Consider the following 18296-nt stretch of genomic DNA (forward strand, 5'->3'; position numbering starts at 1 on the left):
ATTAGCGGTAGGCCGGATTCCAGCGCAGGAAGCGCTTTTCCATGCCGCGCGACGCCAGGTCGGCAGCCTTGCCCAGCAGCGCGTACAGCAGTATCCCCACCAGCACCACGTCGGTTTGCAGGAATTCGCGCGCGTTCATGGTCATGTAGCCGATGCCCGCCTGCGCCGAAATGGTCTCGGCCACGATCAGCAGCACCCACACCAGCCCCAGCGAAAACCGCACGCCGACCAGGATGGACGGCAGCGCCGCCGGCAGGATCACGTCGCGGTACAACGGCCAGCCGGACAGGCCATAGCTGCGCGCCATCTCGATCAGGCCCTGGTCGGCCGAGCGGATGCCGTGGAAGGTGTTCAGGTATACCGGGAAGAACACGCCGACCGCCAGCAGGAACAGCTTGGCCGTTTCGTCGATGCCGAACCACAGGATCACCAGCGGGATCAGCGCCAGCGCCGGGATGTTGCGCACCATTTGCAGCGTGGTGTCGAGCAGCGTTTCGGCGCGACGAAAACTCCCCGTCAGCAGGCCAAGTAGCAGCCCGAGACCGGCACCAATGGCAAAGCCCGACGCCGCGCGCCACAGGCTGGTGCGCAAGTGCACCCATAGCTCGCCCGACACAGCCAGCGCCCAGAAGGCCTTGGCCACCGCCCACGGCTCGGGCAGGATGCGGCTCGACAGCCATCCCGCCTGCGAGGCCCCCTCCCATAGCACGATCAGCGTGACGGGCAGTACCCATGGCGCGAGCGCGCTGGGCGCGTGGTTCTTTGCTGGTGCCATTACGCCGCCTTCTTCGGGATGATGTCGCTGGCCATGATCTCGCCGAACGGACCGCTGAGCGACTGGGCGCCGGCCGCCTTTCCTTTACCGAGAAGCGGGAACACCAGCTCGGCGAAACGGTAAGATTCTTCCAGGTGCGGGTAGCCGGAAAAAATAAACGTCTCGATGCCGAGGTCCGCGTATTCCTTGATGCGGGCGACGACCGTCTCGGCGTCGCCTACCAGCGCCGTGCCGGCGCCGCCACGCACCAGGCCCACGCCGGCCCACAGGTTGGGCGAGACTTCCAGCTTGTCGCGGCGGCCGCCGTGCAGCGCCGCCATGCGCTGCTGGCCCACCGAATCCATCTTGCCGAAGGCTTTCTGGGCCTTGGCGATGGTCTCGTCGTCGAGGTGGCTGATCAGTTCATCGGCTGCGCGCCACGCTTGCTCGCTGGTGTCGCGCACGATCACGTGCAGGCGGATGCCGAATTTGACGGTGCGACCATGCCTGGCTGCGCGCGCGCGGATGTCGGCGATTTTTTCGGCCACTGCGGCCGGCGGTTCGCCCCAGGTCAGATACACGTCCATCTGCTCGGCCGCCAGCGCGTGCGCAGGCTCCGACGAGCCGCCAAAATACAGCGGCGGATACGGCTTTTGCACCGCCGGATAAAGGGTCTTGGATCCCTTGACCTGGATATGCTTGCCCTCGAAGTCGTAGCCGGCGTCACCGCCCTCACCGGCCAGCGACGCGCGCCACACGCGGATGAATTCGTCGGAAATCTCGTAGCGCTTGGCGTGGTCGGCAAACAGCCCATCGGCTTCCAGTTCGCCCTGGTCACCGCCGGTGACCACGTTGATCAGGAGGCGGCCGTTCGACAGGCGGTCGAACGTGGCGGCCATGCGCACCGCCAGTCCCGGCGTGGTCAGTCCGGGACGGATGGCGACGAGGAACTTGAGCTTTTGCGTGACCGAGATCAGCGACGACGCCACCACCCACGCATCCTCGCACGAGCGTCCGGTGGGCAGCAGCACGCCGTCGTAGCCGAGCGTGTCGGCAGCGACGGCGCACTGCTTGAGGTAGTCGGCATCGACCGGTCGCGCGCCCTTGGTGGTGCCAAGATAGCGGCTGTCGCCGTGGGTGGGGATGAACCAGAAGATATTCAACGACATGATGTAATCCTTTATTTCCTGGCCAGCTGGCTGGCGCCGAGCTGCGCATCCTTGACCGCGATCGGCTTCGGAATCAGTTTTAGATTGGCGAAAGCGTCGGCCACCTTCTGCTGCTGTTCCAGCACGCCGGCGGTAATCGGTTTGACGCCGTACGCGTAGCGCGACGCAGCCAGCGCCACGATGTCGGTTTGCAGGCCGGTCTGGGTGGAAAGAATGGCGGCGACTTCCTTCGGATGCGCCGCACCCCATTCATCGACCTTGGCGATTTCCTCGAGCACGATGCGCACGGTGTCCCGGTTCTTTTCGGCGTAGGGCCGCGCGGCCAGGTAGAACTGGTAGTTGTTGACCAGGCCCTTGCCGTCGGCCAGCAAGCGCGCACCGATCTGCTTCTCGGCGGCGGCCAGGAACGGATCCCAGATCACCCACGCATCGACGCTGCCACGCTCGAACGCGGCGCGCGCATCGGCCGGCGGCAGGTAGATCACCTGCACGTCCTGGTAGGCGACACCCGCTTTTTCCAGCGCTTTGACCAACAGGTAGTGGACATTGGACCCCTTGTTCAGGACGATCTTCTTGCCCTTGAGGTCGGCCACGCTGCGCACGGTCGAGGACTTCGGCACGACGATCGCCTCGCTGGCCGGCGACGGCGGCTCGTTGCCGACATACACCAGGTTGGCGCCGGCGGCCTGGGCGAAAATCGGCGGCGCCTCGCCCACGGTGCCGAAATCGACACTGCCCACGTTCAGGCCTTCGAGCAGTTGCGGCCCGGCCGGAAATTCGGTCCACTTGACGGTGACGTTTTTACCGGCCAGGCGCTGCTCGAGAGTGCCACGGCCCTTGAGCAGGGTGAGCGTGCCGTATTTCTGGTAGCCGATCCTGATTTCCTGCCTGCCCTGCGCGGTATTGGCCTGCGCCAGCGACGGCACGTGCGCGCTGGCGCCCAGCACGCCGGCCGCGATCAGCAAGCCCAGGGTGCGGCGCCGCGTGGTGCGTTGCTGCGAACGGCGGTTGGCGGGGCCGGTGACCTCGGTGGCGGTGACGATTTTGATGGTTTGGGTGGTCATGTGGAAGCCCTCTCAGCGCGCCAGGCGGATCGGTTCGACCGGCGCCACGAACGGCGCCTGCGCGAGTTGCTCCAGCCACGACTTTTGCCCGTGCAGCGCAGCAGCCAGTCCCTCCACGCCAGCCTCCACACGCCAGGCGATGGCCTGATCGACCGCCAAGCCGCTACCCTCGTTCCACACCAGTTGCGACGACGTGGCATAGATCCCGGCCAGCACGTGGCGCGCGTCGAGTGCGTGCAGCACGGGGCGCAGCGCGTAGTCCAGCGCCAGCATGTGCGACTGGCTGCCGCCGGTGGCCAGCGGCAGCACCAGCTTGCCGGCCAAGCCGTCTTGCGGCAGCAGATCGAGGAAGGCTTTCAATAGTCCCGTGTACGACGCCTTGTAGACCGGGGTGGCGATGATGACGGCGTCGGCGTCGGCCACGGCAGCGATGGCGCGCTTGATGGCCAGGTCCGAGGTCTCGGCCTGCAAGAGCGCGTGGGCCGGCAGTTCGCGTACCTGCACCTTGGTGTAGCGGTGGCCAGGGCGAATGTCACCCAACCTCTCTGCCAGTTTCTCGGCCACGTGGTCCAGCAAACGGCCGGTGCTCGATACCGCAGCCGGGCTGCCGCCTAAAAGAAGAATGCTCATGGTGCTATCCCCGTCAATTGTTTGTGCCGGCCAGAATAGAACCGTCCCGTTGAAATCAGAACGAATAGTTTTGCGCTTCCATATGCGGTTTGCGACACATGACTTTTTTGCATATAAATAGCCGGAATTGTGCTGGCGCTGCTGTCCGGCTGGACCGGTATCGACTTCAGCAAATTTCCGCTCGATGCCACCGTCGCGTACATCGAGTCGGATGCCGGCCGCTCGGCGCTGGCGTCGTTTAGCCAGTCCGGCCCCGAGCGCACCTGGACCGCGCGCGAGGCGGCGCTGTTCATCTGCGTACCAGCTACAAGCGTGGCAGGACGACACCGGCATTGATGGCTTCAACCTGGCCTGTGCCGTGGCCCACGACAGCATGCGCGACGTGGTGGAGTTGATCGTGCCGGAATTGCAGCGGCGCGGGCGCTATCGGACTGCTTATGAAGGCGGCACGCTGCGCCAACAGGTGCTCGGCAGCGGCGCCGGCCTGCCTGCCGGCCACGCGGGGCGGCAAGTTGGGATTTGACGCCCGGTGTGACCTGCAGCCGGCGCGGCAAGGGGGTTCGGCGGCAGCCTAATCGTTGCGCATCTGCGCCTGCGAGACATTGCTGTTGGGCGCCACGCTCTGCGTGAGCCACACGTTGCCGCCGATGGTGGAGCCAGCGCCGATGGTGATGCGGCCCAGGATGGTGGCGCCGGCGTAAATCACCACGTCGTCTTCGACCACCGGGTGGCGCGGCACGCCCTTGATCAACACGCCCTGGTCGTCAGCCGGGAAGCGCTTGGCGCCCAGCGTGACGTGCTGGTACAGGCGCACCCGCTGGCCCAGTATCGCAGTCTCGCCGATCACCACGCCGGTGCCGTGGTCGATGAAGAAGCTGCCACCGATCTGGGCGCCGGGGTGGATGTCGATGCCGGTGAGCGAATGGCCGATGTCGGAGATCAGCCGGGCCAGGAACGGCGAGCCAAGCCGGTGCAGGCAGTGCGCCAGGCGGTAGTACAGGATGGCGATGGTGCCCGGGTAGCACAGCATGATCTCGGCCACCGACGTGGCGGCCGGGTCGCCGGAAAACGCCGCGTGCACGTCGGAGACCAGCAGCGCACGGATGCCCGGCAGGTTGGCGGCAAACTCGCGCGTGATGGCGTGGGCCTGCTGGGTGAGCACGGCGTCGTCGGGCACTTCCTCGGTGGCCGAGAATTGCAGGCCGCGCCGCACCTGTTCGGTCAGGCGGTTGAGGGTGGTGTTGAGGGTGTCGCCCACGAAGTAGTCGATGCTCTCGTCGGTCAGGTTGGGCCGGCCGTAATGGGTGGGGAACAGCACCGCCGACAGGCCGTTGACGATGATTTGCAGCGCCTCGCGCGACGGCAGCTCGCGCACCCGGCCCTGGTGGCGGATATTGTGGGTGGCCTCGCGCGAGACGCGCAGCTGTTCGATCACGCTGGCCAGGTTCCAGTGCGATGGTTTGACGCCGGTGGCGTCGAAGGTATCAATAGTCATGTCTCGATAATTTAAAATTTCTGGCCATGGTGCTGCCGATGATGAAGCATACGCGCGCCGCACCGCCAGGTGAACGAATCAAAATGTCGCTCGATATGCGGTGACCGCATATCGCGTAAAATGCCGGGTCCAACGAACAATACGCCTTTAATGAATATTCTGCTGACCATCCTGCTGGCCGGCCTGACCATGGTCGGCCCGCTCGCTATCGATACCTATTTGCCATCGTTCCCCGCCATCGGCGTGGCGTTCGGCGCCAGCCCCATCATGGTCCAGCAAACCCTGAGCATGTTCCTGTTCTGCTTTGCCTTCATGATGCTGTTTTACGGCACCCTGTCCGACTCGTTCGGCCGCCGCCCGGTGATCCTGGTCTCGCTGGTGCTGTACATCGCCGCCTCGATCGGCGCCGCGCTGGCGCCGTCGATCGGCGTGCTGCTGGCCTGCCGCATCGTGCAGGGCCTGGCGGCGGGTGCCGGGTCGGTCGTGGGCCGCGCCATCGTGCAGGACCGCTTCACCGGTGCGGCTGCGCAAAAAATCCTGGCCCACATCATGATGGTGTTCGGCCTGGCGCCAGCGATTGCGCCGGTGCTCGGTGGCTGGCTGCAGGTGAGCTTCGGCTGGCGCTCGATCTTCTGGTTCCTGGCCATCTTCGGCATCGTGATGTACTTTGCCGTCCAGCGCCTGCTGCCGGAAAGCCTGGCGGTAAAAGATCGCCACCCGTTCCACCTCGGCGTGATCGCGCGCAATTACTGGAAGGTGCTGTGCCACCACCACTTCCTGCTGCTGGCCATTGCCGTGGGCATGAGCTTTGCCGGCGTGGCGCTGTACATCGGCTCGGCCGCGTACTTCGTGATGAATATCCTGCACCTGCCGGAAACCGCGTTTGCCTGGATGTTCGTGCCGCTGATCGGCGGCATGGTGGTGGGCTCGGCGCTGTCGGGCAAATTCGCGCACCGCTTTGCCCGCAAAACACAGGCCTGGATGGGCTTTGCGGTGATGATACTGGCCGGCGTGATCAATGTCGGCTACAACCTGTACTTCACCGCTGCCGTGCCGTGGGCGGTGCTGCCGCTGTTTATCTATTCGTTCGGCCTGTCGCTGATGATGACGCCGATTACGCTGATGGCGCTCGAGTACTTCCCCAACAATAGCGGGCTGGCCTCGTCGATGCAGTCGTTCGTGCAGATGCTGCTGTTTGCGCTGGTGTCCGGGCTGCTGGCGCCGCTGCTGTTCGACAGCGCGCTGAACCTGGCGTGGGGCGTGCTGGGGAGTTTGCTGGTGGCCGTGCTGGCGTGGCTGCTGGCGCAGGTGGGCAAGCCGGTGGTGCATTGAGTTAGGCGGAGACAGCGCCGTCATCCTCGCGAAAGCGGGGATGACGGATTCAGGCGCTGTAGCTCAAGGCCAAGGCGCAGGATTGAGGTTTTCATACTGCGCCCCGCCCTGCTCCGGCTCGCGCGCTTCGGGGACTTTGCCCGGTGCTTGCGACGGGTTGCGCAGGCCCAGGATTTCCTTGCGCGCTTCCACGAAGTCGGCGCTGGTGAGCGGATTTTCCTGGTCGGGCCAGTTGGCTTCGGCCCATTGCTGTAATTCTTCGAAACGCTCCCACAGTTCGTTGATGAACGCTCGGCGTGCTTGGTCGTCGATCATATTTCCTCCTTGATATTAACGACAGTGTCGGTCGGGCCTGCCAAATCGTCGGTGCGTGGCCGCACAATACCCGGCTCGCAGTGAGATTAGCGGCCAACTCTGGCGGCGGCGCCTGCAGCCGGGCCCGTATCCTTAGCGATTGTTCTGGTTGACCCAGGCGATGATGTTGGTCGCATCCATCGCGCCGGGCTGGCGCGCGATTTCGCGGCCGCCCTTGAACAGCGCCAGCGTGGGGATGCTGCGGATCGCATAGCGCGCCGCCAGGTCCTGCGCCTGCTCGGTATCGACCTTGACTACGCGGTAATGCGGCTCGAGCTGCGCCGCAGCCTGCGCATAGAACGGCGCCATGGTACGGCAAGGCCCGCACCATGGCGCCCAGAAGTCCACCAGCACCGGAATGTCGCTGCGCTCGATATGCTTGAGAAACCGCGCGCTGCTCAGATCGACCGGCTGGCCGGTAAACAGCGGCCTCTGGCACTTGCCGCACACCGGCTGCGCAGCCAGCCTGGCGGCGGGCAGCCGGTTGACGGTGTCGCAGTGAGGGCAAACGATGTGCAGGGAGTCTGCCTGATGGTTGGTCGGATTCGTGGCATTCGTCATATCTTTATCTCCAGGACAACAAGCCCCGATGATAAAGCATCGCTCACGGTCACGTCGTCTGCCTCAGGAGGGGGAACACACCATCAGGCTTCCTTGCGGGTGCCGCTTTGTTTGCCGCTTTGAGATGCTGCATGCGCTGCGGTTTGCGCTGGCGTGGCCTGGCCGGATGCCTGGCTGCCACTGCTACCATTGCTGACATTGGACTGGCGATCCTGGCCGTCCTGGTTACCCTGCCCCTCCTGCATGCGCCGGCCACCGTTTTGCTGGAACGGATCGGACGCCCGATCCATGGCCGACTGCTGCTGTTGCATGGCACGCTGCGCCTCTTCCTGGGCGGTGCGCGCCACTTCGTCGGCCAGGGCCTTGGCCGTGCGGCTGGTCGACTCCACGTGCTCACCGGCGACCTTGGAGATTTCCACCTGGGTGTCGGCAGCGATGCGCGACAGGTGCTGCTGGTAGGCGCGCATTTTGTCGGTGGCCGGTTGGGCGCGGTTGGCTGCGGCCGAGATCATGTCGGTCGGCCGGTTAGCGGTGAGGCACTCGCAGCTGGCGTGGGTGACGTCTTCCAGCATGGTTTGTGCCATTTGCAGGTTGAGGTCGTTGAACTGCTGGGCGGTGCGAAACACCGAGCGCGACATATCGTTGAAAAACGCCATCTGGGCATCGAGATGGGATTTGACGGCGGGCGTCACGGATTGCGAATATGGAAACATTGAGTAATCCTCCATGGATGAGGGTGTTGAAAGAAGCGAGCCGAGCGTATTGCGTTAGCGCAGATCGAACTGCAAGGCTACGCCGGCAACGCGCACGAAGCATGATCTGGATCAAAGGTGTACAATCGAAGTATTGCCTTAGGGGAATTCCATCATGGCTATTTCAGCTCTCAATATTGGCGCCAGCGGCGTGTCTGCCGGCCTCACCGCGCTCTCCAACAGCGCCAATTCCATCGCCAACGCCTCGACGCAGGGCTTCCAGCCGGCGCAGGTAAATTTCCGCGAATCGGCACCGGCCGGCGGTGGCGTCTCGATTTCCTTGCAGGGGCAGCGACTGGCGGCTGGCGACCAGCCCAGTGGCACCGACCTGGCCGCCGACATCACCAACTCGCTGCTGTACAAGGCGCAGACCCAGGCCTCGCTGTCGGTAATCAAGACGTCAGACGAAACACTGGGCTCGCTGCTCGACATCAAGGCTTGACACTGGCGCGCTGCGCCGTCACATTGGCCGCTTTTTCGCCACCGACGCTGCCGGCACCATGAACGACTTCAATTCCCACAGCCTGCTGGCCGCGCTGCCCGCGCGGCTCGGCGCCATCGTGCGCCGCTGGTCGCACGACACGCCCCACGCCCCCGCCCTGCACGACGGCAGCCGCCATTGGACCTACGCCCAGCTGGCCGCGGCCATCGACGAAACGGCCGCCACCTTGCGTGCACTGGATCTGCGCCCCGGCGACCGCCTGATGGTGGTCGGCGAAAACTGCGCAGCGCAGGTGGCGCTCACGTTTGCCGCCACCGATCTCGACGCCTGGATCGTCCATGTCAATGGACGCCTGTCTGCGCACGAGGTGGACCAGATCCGCGATCACTGTGGCGCGCGCCGCGTAATCTACACCAGCGCACCCGGCGGCGCGGCCTTCCCTGACACCGCCGCGCACGGTTTGCGCCACGCGGCCCCGGTGGCCGATTCGCCGTTCGGCGCCTGGATGCTCGGCGCCCTGCATACCGGCCGCGTACCGGAGCCCGTGCACGCGGCATCCGAACACCAGGTGGCGGCGCTGGTGTACACCACCGGCACGACCAGCGCCACCGGCGCGCCCAAGGGCGTGATGCTCAGCCACCGCAACCTGCTGTTCGTCGCCGCCGTCTCGAGCCGGCTGCGCGGCCTGGTCCCATCGGACCGTGCGTACGGCGTCCTGCCGATCACGCACGTCTATGGCCTGACATCGGTCATGCTCGGGACCCTGTACGCCGGCGCCTGTCTCTACCTGTGCCCGCGGTTCACGCCCGAGGCGCTGCTGGCCGCGCTGCATGATCGCCAACTGACCATTCTCCAGGGCGTGCCGGCCATGTACGCCAAGCTGCTGGAAAAGCTGGGCAGCGTGGATGCGCCCCTGCCGAACCAGTTGCGCTTCGCCTACGCCGGCGGGTCACCGCTCTCGCCCAGCCTCAAGGCGCGCGTGGAGCGGGTGCTTGGCGTGCCGCTGCATAACGGCTACGGCCTGACCGAGACGGCGCCCACCGTCAGCCAGACCCGCCTCGACCAGCCGCGCAGCGACAACTCGGTGGGCCAGCCGATTCCGGGCGTGCAGGCGCGCGTGGTCGATGCGCACGGCGAACAGGTGGCGCCCGGTGTCGATGGCCAGCTGTGGGTGCGCGGCCCGAACGTCATGCTTGGCTACTACCGCGAGGCGCAGCTGACGGCGGCATGCATGCGCGACGGCGGCTGGTTCGATACCGGCGACCTGGCCCGCAGTGATGCCGATGGCGCACTGTTCATCGTCGGCCGCAGCAAGGAATTGATTATCCGCGCCGGCTTCAACGTCTATCCGCTCGAAGTCGAAACGGTACTGAACGCCCATCCGGGCGTAACCCAATCGGCGGTGGTGGGACGCCCCGGCGCACAGGGCGACGAGGACGTGGTGGCGTATATTGAACTTGATGCGCGCCATCCGGTCACGCTGGAAGCGCTGGATGCCTGGCTGGCGCAGCACCTGGCGCCCTATAAACGACCGGCCGAGATCATCGTGATGGATGCGCTGCCGGCGGCGGCCACCGGCAAGATCCTCAAGGCGAAGCTGGCGGCCGGCGGATAGCGGCCGAGTAGTCGGGCGCCTGGTCTGCCGCTTTCGCGCGCGCGGTGATGTGGGCGGCCTGGCGCAGCGTGTCGAAATTTTGCGGGCCGGCCAGCGCGCCCAGGTCGAACAGGTAACGGTCCAGGTAGCCCGAGGCCAGCAGGCGCCAGTCTAGCGGCAGCGCAGTGTCGATCCGCCGCGCCATCTCGAACACGATGGTGGTGCAGTTGGCGGTGAGCGTGTTGTAGAAGCGCGGTGTGCGCTTGAGCTGCGCGCCTTCGTCCAGGTACGCCAGGAACAGCGAACGCATGGTTTTCTGCGGAATGTTCAAACGATATAAATACATATCCTCGCCGCGCGCATTGGTGCGCACGCGCAGGATGTCGCGCTCGTCGGCGGCGATCAGCACCGTCTCGTAGCGCTTGAAGAAGCCGGCGACGGCGTCGAAACTTTCGCCGCGCTCCTTGCGGATCTCGATCGAGAATGTCAGGTAGCGGCCGTCGGCAAAGCCGAACGACACCAGCGTGTGGGCGATCGCGGGACCCATCCAGTACGACAGCGCCACGTCCACCGAACGCAGTTGATCGAGGTCGTAGCTGCGGCGCTCCCAGCGCTGCGTATAGTCGTCGTCGCTGCGCCAGTCGAAATTGCGCACCTGGTCGAGCGTGACCACGCTGCCCTGCACCTCGCCGGTCACCATGCGCGCGACATCGTCGGCCCACACCCGATCGTGGCTCGGCTGCAGCGTGCCCCACCACACCAGCAGCGCCGCCATGGCAGCGCCCCACGGCAGCAGCACGCGCGCGCGGTGCAGACGCCACCACCAGAACAGCGTGACCGGCGCGATCGACACCCATAAGCCCATGGCCGGCACGCGCAGCGCCTCCACCTGGAACGGCGGCTGGAACCACAACGCCAGCGCGCCCCAGGCAGTGGCCACGCCGATCGCAATCGAGGCGACCACGCGGCCGATGGTTTTCCATATTTTTCTCATGGCCCGATTATAGGGCCGGCAAGGCGGGCCGGGCTTTCCGTTTGATACCGGCTGACATGTAAGGAATTGTGAACCGGGCGACTTCCGACGCTGGCTTGTGGCACACTGACAACACGTCTACAGTAAATGAGGAACAGCATGACTGACGGCCCTGACGACAAGGACAGCACCCCGCACCGTCGCGCCTCTGATCAAGAACGCCGGCCAGCGCGCAACGACAGCAGGACCAATACCGCAACACCGCGCTACCTCGACCCCGGCGACACCGTGTTCAGCTTGTGGGGCCGGGTGCTGATGGCCCGCTACCGGCGCGTGGCCGCCTCGGTCACGCGCCACATCGTGCAGCGCCCGCTGCACATCGGCATCTCGGCACGCATCTTCCATCCCGAAGCCGGCTCTACCGGCCTGCGCAGCAAGAACCTGCAATACCTCGAAGAGTCGATCGCCCAGTGGGTGATGTCGCGCGACGTACTGGTCTTCATGATCCCCACCGTGAACACCGACGGCCTGCTGCACCCGTCCAACATCCGCCTGCGCGACTACGCGCGCCATCTCGACGGCCTGGTGCTGCAAGGCGGCGCCGACGTCTCGCCGCAAAGCTATGCCGAAACCCCCACCCGCCCGGAATGGAGCGGCGATCGCGCGCGCGACATGTACGAACTGGAACTGCTGCACGAATTCGTGGAAGCGGGTAAACCGGTGCTGGGTATCTGCCGTGGCTGCCAGCTGATCAACGTGGCCTTTGGCGGTACGCTGTACCAGGACATCGCGTCCGACGTACCCGATTCGCTGGCACACGTCAACGACGACTACGATCGCAACCGCCACGACATCACCTTCCCCGCCGGATCGTCGCTGTCACGGATGTTCAAGGGCCAGGCCAGCGGCACGGTCAACTCGATCCACCACCAGGCGGTCAAAACCCTGGGGCGCGACATGATGGTGGAAGCGCTGTCGGTGCCCGACAACATGGTGGAAGCGATCCGCTACCGCAAGGCGCCATTCGTGATGGGTCTGCAATGGCACCCGGAATTCCACCGCGCCGGCGGCGTGGAACTGCTCGACTGCACGGGCATCCTCGACCAGTTTTTACGGGTGGCGCGCGAGACGCGATTCTGATCGGTTGGTCTTAGATGTCGCTACTTTGGTAGCGGACGCGCTGGCCGCAACTGACGCAGTTGCGCGTTGGTCATTGGCAGCGCGTCGGGATCACTGAGCGCGGCGGCGGTGATCAAGCGATCCTCGGCGGCTGAGGGAATGATCAGTGCAGGAACAATGCTTCGCTCTGGCTGAGCCCGCCTGAATTTGGCATCGCCTGTCGAAACGACGCTCGAGTCTGCATCTTTAATTTTTTGCTTCGACATAATATTTAACCTCCCTGGCATTCGCCTTTTCCGGGTCATAAACGACTTCCATGCTTGCGAGACCGCGTTCTTTCACAACAGTTCCGCGAAGTTGGAAGCACCGCGGGTGAGATTGACTTCTCGTTGTTGCAAATCAGCATTAAATTGTCGCGCCCCTCAATAATGGCCGTTCGCCAACGCGGCCATGGTGACCGGGACGACAATGAAAGACCTGCTGAAATATTACGAAGCGGAGCTGGCGCTCTTCCACGCGCTGGCCGCTGATTTTTGCGTGCGCTACCCTGCTGTGGCGGGCCGCCTCGGCATGACTGGCGAAGGCTGCCAAGACCCGCACGTGGAACGCCTGGTACAGGCTTGCGCCCTGCTCAACGCGCGCACCGCCAAGCGCCTTGATGACTCGCACGTGCAGTTCATCGAAGCGGTTTTGCAGAATAACTTTCCGCACTACCTGCGCCCCTTTCCATCGTGCTCGATCATCCACGCCGCCACGGAAGATCCGCTTGACCACACCGCCGTGATCCCGCGCGGCACCGTCATGAGCGCCGCCGAACACCAGGGCGTGCTGTGCAAATTCACCACCACCGACGACCTGGTGCTGCAAGCTGCGACGATCACCAGCGTTCGCCTGCAAGCCGTGCTTGATGTACCGCGCACACTGCTCCTGCCTGCCAATGCGGGGCCGGCCATCAGCATCGCGCTCACTGCGACCGCCGCCGACACCGCCAACACACTGCGCCTCTACCTCAACGCCGACGCCGGCCTGGCCGCCGTGCTGCGTGACGCGCTGTACCTGCACACTGTCTGCGCGCTGCTGGAGAGCGACGACGGCCAGTGGTCGCTGCTGGCGCAGCCACCGCTGCGCGCGGTAGGCTTCCAGCCGGAACAGGCGCTGCTTTCCGCTAGCAGCCACCCCTCGGCCTACCGCCTGCTGACCGAGTACTTCTGCTTCCCCGAAAAATTCAACTTCGTCGATCTCGACCTGGGCGCCATCGTGGCCGCACTGCCGCCAGGCTGCCACTGCTTCACCGTGCACCTGGTGCTGGACTACGCCAACCGCGACCAGCACATGGCGCAACTGAAGCAGCTCACGGCTAAGCATTTGCTGACCGGCTGCGCGCCAGTGGTCAACCTGTTCCGCCACCCGGCCCGCCCGATTGAACTCGACCACACCCGTGCGGAATATGCGCTGATGGTCGAACATCCGCGCGCCCACACCTGCCAGGTCTTCAGCGTGGACCAGGTCAGCATGCTGCGCCACGACGGCGCCGGCAGCCGCGTGCTCGACTTCCAGCCGCTGTACAGCATGCGCCATGGCGAAGCCGGCGACCGTTACTGGAGCATTCGCCGCGACGAAGCGCTGGCCATTTCCGCACCCGGCCACGACATCACGATCGCCTTCATCGACAGCACCATGCAGCCCTTGCATGCCACCAGCGCCTCGGTATCCATCGACCTTACCTGCACCAATGGCGAAACAGCGTGCCGGCTGGCGTTCGGCAAACCAGGCGGCGACCTGCACCACGAGGGACCGGCCAGCGACGTGCCGATACTGCTGCTGCGCCGACCAAGCCGCCCGCGCCGCTTTGCCATCAACCCGGCTACCCAATGGCGCCTGGTGTCGCTGCTGACGCTCAACCACCACGGCCTGACCCGCGACGGTCTGCCGGTCTTCAAGGAGATGCTGGCGCTGCACGACCTGGCCGCCACCGCCATCACGCAGCGCCAGATCGACGGCATCACCGACCTGCAACACCGCAGCGCCAGCCTGTGGCGCGAGGACGCCAGCGGCGGCAGCCTGATATATGGCATCGACATCGTGCTGACCGTGGACGACAACGCGTTCGCTGGCGCCGGCCTGTCGCTGTTCGCCCAGGTGATCGACCAGGTGCTGGCCATGAGCGTGCAATTCAACAGCTTCACCCGCCTGATCGTCCTGTCGAAGCAGGGAAAGGAGCTGCTGCGATGCCCACCCCGAAGCGGTCAGCTGGCCCTGGCCTGATCGAACAACTGCTGGCCGAGCCCACGCGGTTCGAGCTGTTGCAGGCCGTACGCCTGCTGCTGCGCTGGCTCGAACAGGCGGGCGTGGCCGACCCGCCAGCGCGCCTGCACTTCCACAGCCGCACGGCCAGCAGCTTTGCGCCCAGCGAACTGGCGGCGCTGTGGGCCCGCACCCGCGACAACCGCGAAGTGCACACCGACGCGCAGTTGCTGCAGCTGCTCGCCGACGATCCGGCGCAAGCAATCCACCTGGTCCCGGCATCATTGGGCCTGCTGGGCAATAGCAGCGCCCTGCCGGCCCACTACACGCAAGCCATCGTCGACGCCGAACGCCAGCACCACGACGCCGGCCCGGGCGCCTTCCTCGACTTGCTGGGCACGCGCGCCACCATGCAGTTCTACCAGGCCTGGGCAACGCACCGCATCGACAGTCAAGCCCCCGGACACGACCAGTTCCTGGCGCTGCAACTGGCGCTGGCTGGAACCACGGCCACCACCACTGCGCTGCCGCCACAGGCGCTGGCCCGCCATGCGGCGCTGTTACGGCAACGCCCGGTCACGGCGCAGGCCATCATCGCCGTAATCGCCGTCTATTTCGATGTACCCGTGACGTTTCAGCCGCTCCTTGGCGGCTGGTACCTGCGCGAAGACCGGGTGCACCTCGGTGTCGAAAACTGCACGCTGGGCCAGGGCGCCATGCTCGGTGAACGCTGCCACCGCGCCGACCTGGCCGCCGAGATCAGGCTAGGTCCCTTGCGGCGCGACCGCTACCGGCAATTCCTGCCGGGGACAATGGACGCCAAAGAACTGGCCGACATCCTGGCCATGTTCGGCGTCGTCAATGTCCGTTACCGGGTGCGGCTGGTCCTGCAGGCTGCCGACATTGCTCCCTGCCAGCTGCCCGCCAGCGCGGGGCTGGGCCAAGGTCTGTTCCTGCACGGTCGCAGCGGCGACAGCGACGATCTCTGCTACGACATCGTTCATCCCGGCACGGCCTGCGTCGCTCCATAAAATTGCGCATTCGCAATAACTTGCCAACAGGAATAGCAATACTGGGGGACCGACCGCAAAGGAGCCGCCATGTCCACCGACCCAGCGTTAGCGCTGCTCACGAGCAGCCACCGTCCGCTGCGGCTGCGGCTCGCCTTCGACGAGGGCATCCGCGACGACCTGCTGCTGCCGCATCGCATCTCGGGCACGGAAACTGTGTGCGGCGGTATCGAGTACCGGGTGCTGTGCGTGGCCACCGATGCCCTGCTCTCCCTCAAACAATTCATCGCCGTGCCGGCCGAGCTGCAACTGGTCACCGATCGCGGCGACCTGCATACAGTCTGCGGCATCGTCGCCGCAGCGTATGCCGGCATGAGCGACGGCGGCCTGGCTACCTACCAGCTGGTGCTGCGCGATGGCCTGGCGCTGATGGATCAGCGCACCAACACCCGCATCTTCCGCCAGCAGAACGAGCTGCAGATCGTCGCCACGCTGCTGGCCGAGTGGCGCCAGACCAACCCGGTGATGACCGCCACGTTCCAGGTCGAGATCGACGCCGCGCTGGCGCAGCGCCCTGGTCCCGAGCGCGAATTCACCATGCAGCACAACGAATCGGACGCGCAGTTCGTGCGCCGCCTGCTCAAGCGCCGCGGCATCTCCTGGTACGTTCGGCCCGGCGTCACCGATGACGAACACCCGGTTCACCAGCTGGTGCTGTTCGACGACGCCGCGCGTCTGCCGGCCAGCAGCGCAGGCACCATCCGCTTCCACCGCAACCACGCCACCGAGCAGCGCGACGCCGTCACCGTCTGGACCGCCGCACGCCAGTTGCGCGCAGGCGCCGTTATGCGCTTCAGCTGGGACTACAAGCGTCCGCACAGCGTGGCGTTCATGCAGACGAACAGCGCGGCGCTGGCTGACCAGGGCCGCCATGGCAACTGCTTTGCCGCCACCCTCGCCGACTATCTGGTCGAGACACCGCACGCCGGCAACGACAACGACGACCTGCGCCAGCTGGGCGCGCTGCGCATGGCGCGGCTCGATGTTGAGACCAAGTGCTTCCACGGCGAGAGCGGCGTACGCGATCTGCGCGCCGGCGAATGGTTTATCCTGGCCGACCATCCCGAGATCGACCAGCACCCGCAGGCCGAACGCGCCTTCGTGGTGACCGCGCTGGAGGTGGAAGCCCGCAACAATTTTCCGCAAGCGCTCGATGCCCGCCTCGATGGACTGTACGCGCAGAGCGGCTGGCGTGCTGCCGCCCACGCGCACGGCGACCGCTATCGCAACCGGTTTACCTGTGTGCGCAAAGATGTGCACCTGGTGCCCGCCTACGATCCACGCACCGACGTGCCCAATGTGCGGCCGCAAAGCGCCATCGTGGTGGGCCCGGCCGGCGAGGAAGTCCATTGCGATGCGCTGGGCCGGGTCAAGGTGCGCTTTCCGGCGGCGCGCATGCAGGACCATCGAGACTCGGCCGCTGACGACATCCACAGCGCCTGGATACGCGTGGCTACCTCGTGGGCCGGCGCGGGACCGGCGCGGCAGCAAGCGGGCAGCTTGACCCTGCCGCGCGTGGGCAGCGAAGTACTGATCGACTTCCTAGGCGGCGACCCGGACCGACCGGTGATCGTGGGCCAGCTGTTCAACGGCGTCGGCGTGCCGCCGGAGCTAGGTAAAGGTGGCGGTCTGCCCGGTAACCGCTACCTGTCCGGCATGCGCAGCAAGGAGGTTCGGGGCAAACGCAAAAGCCAGTTGCGCTTCGACGACACCACCGGCGAGATCAGCGCGCAACTGGCCAGCGACCATGCAGCCAGCGCCTTGAACCTCGGCTACCTGACCGCACCGCGCCAGGCCGGCAGCGCGAGCAAGCGCGGCGACGGCTTCGAATTGCGCACCGACGGCAGCGGCAGTCTGCGCACCGCCCGTTCGCTCTTGATCTCGGCATGGCAGCGGCTCGATGGCGCCGGCGAGCAGCTGGACCAGCAAGAACACCTGGCCCTGATGCAGGACTGCCTCGAGCTGTTCAAGTCCCTGGGCAGTTACGCCGCGCAGCACCAGGCGCTGGCGACCGATGCCGCCGGCGTGGCCGAACTGCAGCAACAGCTATCGAGCGCCAGCGCGGCCAAGCCGGCCGAAGCCGCGACCATCGCCATTACCGCGCCCGACGGTATCGCTGTCGGTACCCGCAAAACCCTGCTGCACTACGCCGTGGGCAATATCGACCAGGTGGCGCAACAACAGCTGCAGTTCAGTGCCGGCAAGTGCTGCACCATCAACGCCGGCCAGGGCATCTCGCTGTTCGCACACCAGCAAGGCATCACCCAGATCGCCCACCACGGCAAGTACCGGATGCAAAGCCAGCACGACCTGATGCAGCTGGACGCCGCACGCGACCTGCGGCTGACCTCCGCCACCCGCATCGTCGGCGTGGCGCAAGACGAAATCACCCTGATGACCCAGGGCGGCGCCTACCTCAAGCTCTCGGGCGGCAGCGTGGAACTGGGCGGCCCCGGCACGCTTACCGTCAAGACCAATGGCCACCACTGGAACGGCCCGGCCAGCGAGCGTGGCGACCTACCCACCTTCGGCCAAGGCGAACTGGGACGCACGCCGCGCCTGGTAAGTCCACTCGACGGCGCGCCATGCGAAGGCGTGCAGGTGTCGGTGGCAACCGAAGATGGCAAAGTGGTTTCCGGCGTCACCGACGCCGACGGCAAAGGCCCGACCATCACCGGCGACCAGCTGCAACAGCTGACCGCCACCTTTTTCATTCCGCGCGATTGAGCGCGCAAGGTACTGA

Annotated in this window: 19 protein-coding genes; 9 read left to right on the forward strand and 10 right to left on the reverse strand. The window is 65.6% G+C overall.

From position 1 onward, the window contains the following. Position 1 precedes the first annotated feature (1 nt). From ssuC to ssuE, 4 genes are read right to left on the reverse strand one after another with little or no spacing between them, the layout of a single operon-like run. Entirely contained in the window at positions 2-775 is a 774-nt protein-coding gene (gene ssuC, locus J2X54_RS09430) for an aliphatic sulfonate ABC transporter permease SsuC (RefSeq protein WP_310180018.1), read from the reverse strand. After that, positions 775-1917, reverse strand: a complete 1143-nt coding sequence (gene ssuD, locus J2X54_RS09435; protein WP_310181153.1) for an FMNH2-dependent alkanesulfonate monooxygenase — start codon at positions 1915-1917, stop codon at positions 775-777. The genes ssuC and ssuD overlap by 1 nt, the downstream gene beginning before the upstream one ends. Positions 1918-1934: 17 nt before the next feature. Continuing rightward, positions 1935-2987, reverse strand: a complete 1053-nt coding sequence (locus J2X54_RS09440; RefSeq protein WP_310180019.1) for a sulfonate ABC transporter substrate-binding protein — start codon at positions 2985-2987, stop codon at positions 1935-1937. Between the two features lie 12 nt (positions 2988-2999). After that, positions 3000-3617 (reverse strand): NADPH-dependent FMN reductase, encoded by a 618-nt coding sequence (gene ssuE, locus J2X54_RS09445; protein WP_310180021.1) that lies wholly within the window; start codon positions 3615-3617, stop codon positions 3000-3002. Between the two features lie 129 nt (positions 3618-3746). Here ssuE and J2X54_RS09450 point away from each other — a divergent pair, with 129 nt between their 5' ends. Together J2X54_RS09450 and J2X54_RS09455 are read left to right on the forward strand one after the other, a co-directional pair. Continuing rightward, positions 3747-3953 carry a hypothetical protein gene (locus J2X54_RS09450; RefSeq protein ID WP_310180023.1) on the forward strand — a complete coding sequence of 69 codons (207 nt, stop codon included), beginning with the start codon at positions 3747-3749 and terminating at the stop codon, positions 3951-3953. 22 nt (positions 3954-3975) lie between these two features. Next, the gene (locus J2X54_RS09455; RefSeq protein WP_310180024.1) at positions 3976-4140 is read left to right on the forward strand and encodes a hypothetical protein; all 165 of its coding nucleotides are present in this window, start codon (positions 3976-3978) and stop codon (positions 4138-4140) included. Between the two features lie 48 nt (positions 4141-4188). On the opposite strand, the gene epsC is transcribed toward J2X54_RS09455, so the two are convergent. Beyond that, positions 4189-5112, reverse strand: a complete 924-nt coding sequence (gene epsC, locus J2X54_RS09460) for a serine O-acetyltransferase EpsC (RefSeq protein ID WP_019922470.1) — start codon at positions 5110-5112, stop codon at positions 4189-4191. Positions 5113-5262: 150 nt separating this feature from the next. Here epsC and J2X54_RS09465 point away from each other — a divergent pair, with 150 nt between their 5' ends. Further along, positions 5263-6444: a multidrug effflux MFS transporter gene (locus tag J2X54_RS09465; RefSeq protein WP_310180027.1), complete on the forward strand. Its 1182-nt coding sequence runs from the start codon at positions 5263-5265 to the stop codon at positions 6442-6444. A 63-nt stretch (positions 6445-6507) separates the two neighbouring features. Here J2X54_RS09465 and J2X54_RS09470 read toward each other — a convergent pair whose 3' ends face one another. From J2X54_RS09470 to J2X54_RS09480, 3 genes are all read right to left on the reverse strand, one after another. Then, the gene (locus tag J2X54_RS09470; RefSeq protein WP_070246839.1) at positions 6508-6759 is read right to left on the reverse strand and encodes a hypothetical protein; all 252 of its coding nucleotides are present in this window, start codon (positions 6757-6759) and stop codon (positions 6508-6510) included. Positions 6760-6891: 132 nt separating this feature from the next. Then, positions 6892-7359, reverse strand: coding sequence for a thioredoxin TrxC (gene trxC / locus J2X54_RS09475; protein WP_310180029.1), 468 nt, complete (start codon positions 7357-7359; stop codon positions 6892-6894). Between the two features lie 83 nt (positions 7360-7442). After that, the gene (locus J2X54_RS09480; protein ID WP_310180032.1) at positions 7443-8072 is read right to left on the reverse strand and encodes a phasin family protein; all 630 of its coding nucleotides are present in this window, start codon (positions 8070-8072) and stop codon (positions 7443-7445) included. Between the two features lie 154 nt (positions 8073-8226). Between J2X54_RS09480 and J2X54_RS09485 the strand changes: the two genes are divergently transcribed. After that, positions 8227-8553 carry a hypothetical protein gene (locus J2X54_RS09485; RefSeq protein WP_310180034.1) on the forward strand — a complete coding sequence of 109 codons (327 nt, stop codon included), beginning with the start codon at positions 8227-8229 and terminating at the stop codon, positions 8551-8553. 58 nt (positions 8554-8611) lie between these two features. Beyond that, complete coding sequence (locus J2X54_RS09490; RefSeq protein ID WP_310180035.1) at positions 8612-10168, forward strand: AMP-binding protein; 1557 nt, start codon at positions 8612-8614, stop codon at positions 10166-10168. Here J2X54_RS09490 and J2X54_RS09495 read toward each other — a convergent pair. Further along, positions 10140-11141 carry a DUF4105 domain-containing protein gene (locus tag J2X54_RS09495; RefSeq protein WP_310180036.1) on the reverse strand — a complete coding sequence of 334 codons (1002 nt, stop codon included), beginning with the start codon at positions 11139-11141 and terminating at the stop codon, positions 10140-10142. The two genes, J2X54_RS09490 and J2X54_RS09495, sit on opposite strands and share 29 nt — an antisense overlap. 138 nt (positions 11142-11279) lie before the next feature. On the opposite strand from J2X54_RS09495, the gene J2X54_RS09500 reads away from it, so the two are divergent. Further along, a complete protein-coding gene (locus J2X54_RS09500; RefSeq protein ID WP_070246845.1) occupies positions 11280-12260 on the forward strand; it encodes a gamma-glutamyl-gamma-aminobutyrate hydrolase family protein in 981 nt (326 codons plus the stop codon). 20 nt (positions 12261-12280) lie between these two features. On the opposite strand, the gene J2X54_RS09505 is transcribed toward J2X54_RS09500, so the two are convergent. Next, complete coding sequence (locus J2X54_RS09505) at positions 12281-12505, reverse strand: hypothetical protein (RefSeq protein ID WP_310180037.1); 225 nt, start codon at positions 12503-12505, stop codon at positions 12281-12283. 202 nt (positions 12506-12707) lie between these two features. Between J2X54_RS09505 and tssF the strand changes: the two genes are divergently transcribed. From tssF to J2X54_RS09520, 3 genes are all read left to right on the forward strand, one after another. Then, entirely contained in the window at positions 12708-14504 is a 1797-nt protein-coding gene (gene tssF, locus J2X54_RS09510) for a type VI secretion system baseplate subunit TssF (RefSeq protein WP_310180039.1), read from the forward strand. Continuing rightward, the gene (gene tssG / locus J2X54_RS09515; protein ID WP_310180041.1) at positions 14468-15514 is read left to right on the forward strand and encodes a type VI secretion system baseplate subunit TssG; all 1047 of its coding nucleotides are present in this window, start codon (positions 14468-14470) and stop codon (positions 15512-15514) included. The genes tssF and tssG overlap by 37 nt, the downstream gene beginning before the upstream one ends. Before the next feature lie 69 nt (positions 15515-15583). Continuing rightward, on the forward strand, positions 15584-18280 hold the full coding sequence (locus J2X54_RS09520) for a type VI secretion system Vgr family protein (RefSeq protein ID WP_310180042.1): 2697 nt from the start codon (positions 15584-15586) through the stop codon (positions 18278-18280). Positions 18281-18296: the final 16 nt, after the last annotated feature.

This window comes from Duganella sp. 3397, assembly GCF_031456625.1.
Lineage (GTDB): Bacteria > Pseudomonadota > Gammaproteobacteria > Burkholderiales > Burkholderiaceae_D > Rugamonas > Rugamonas phyllosphaerae.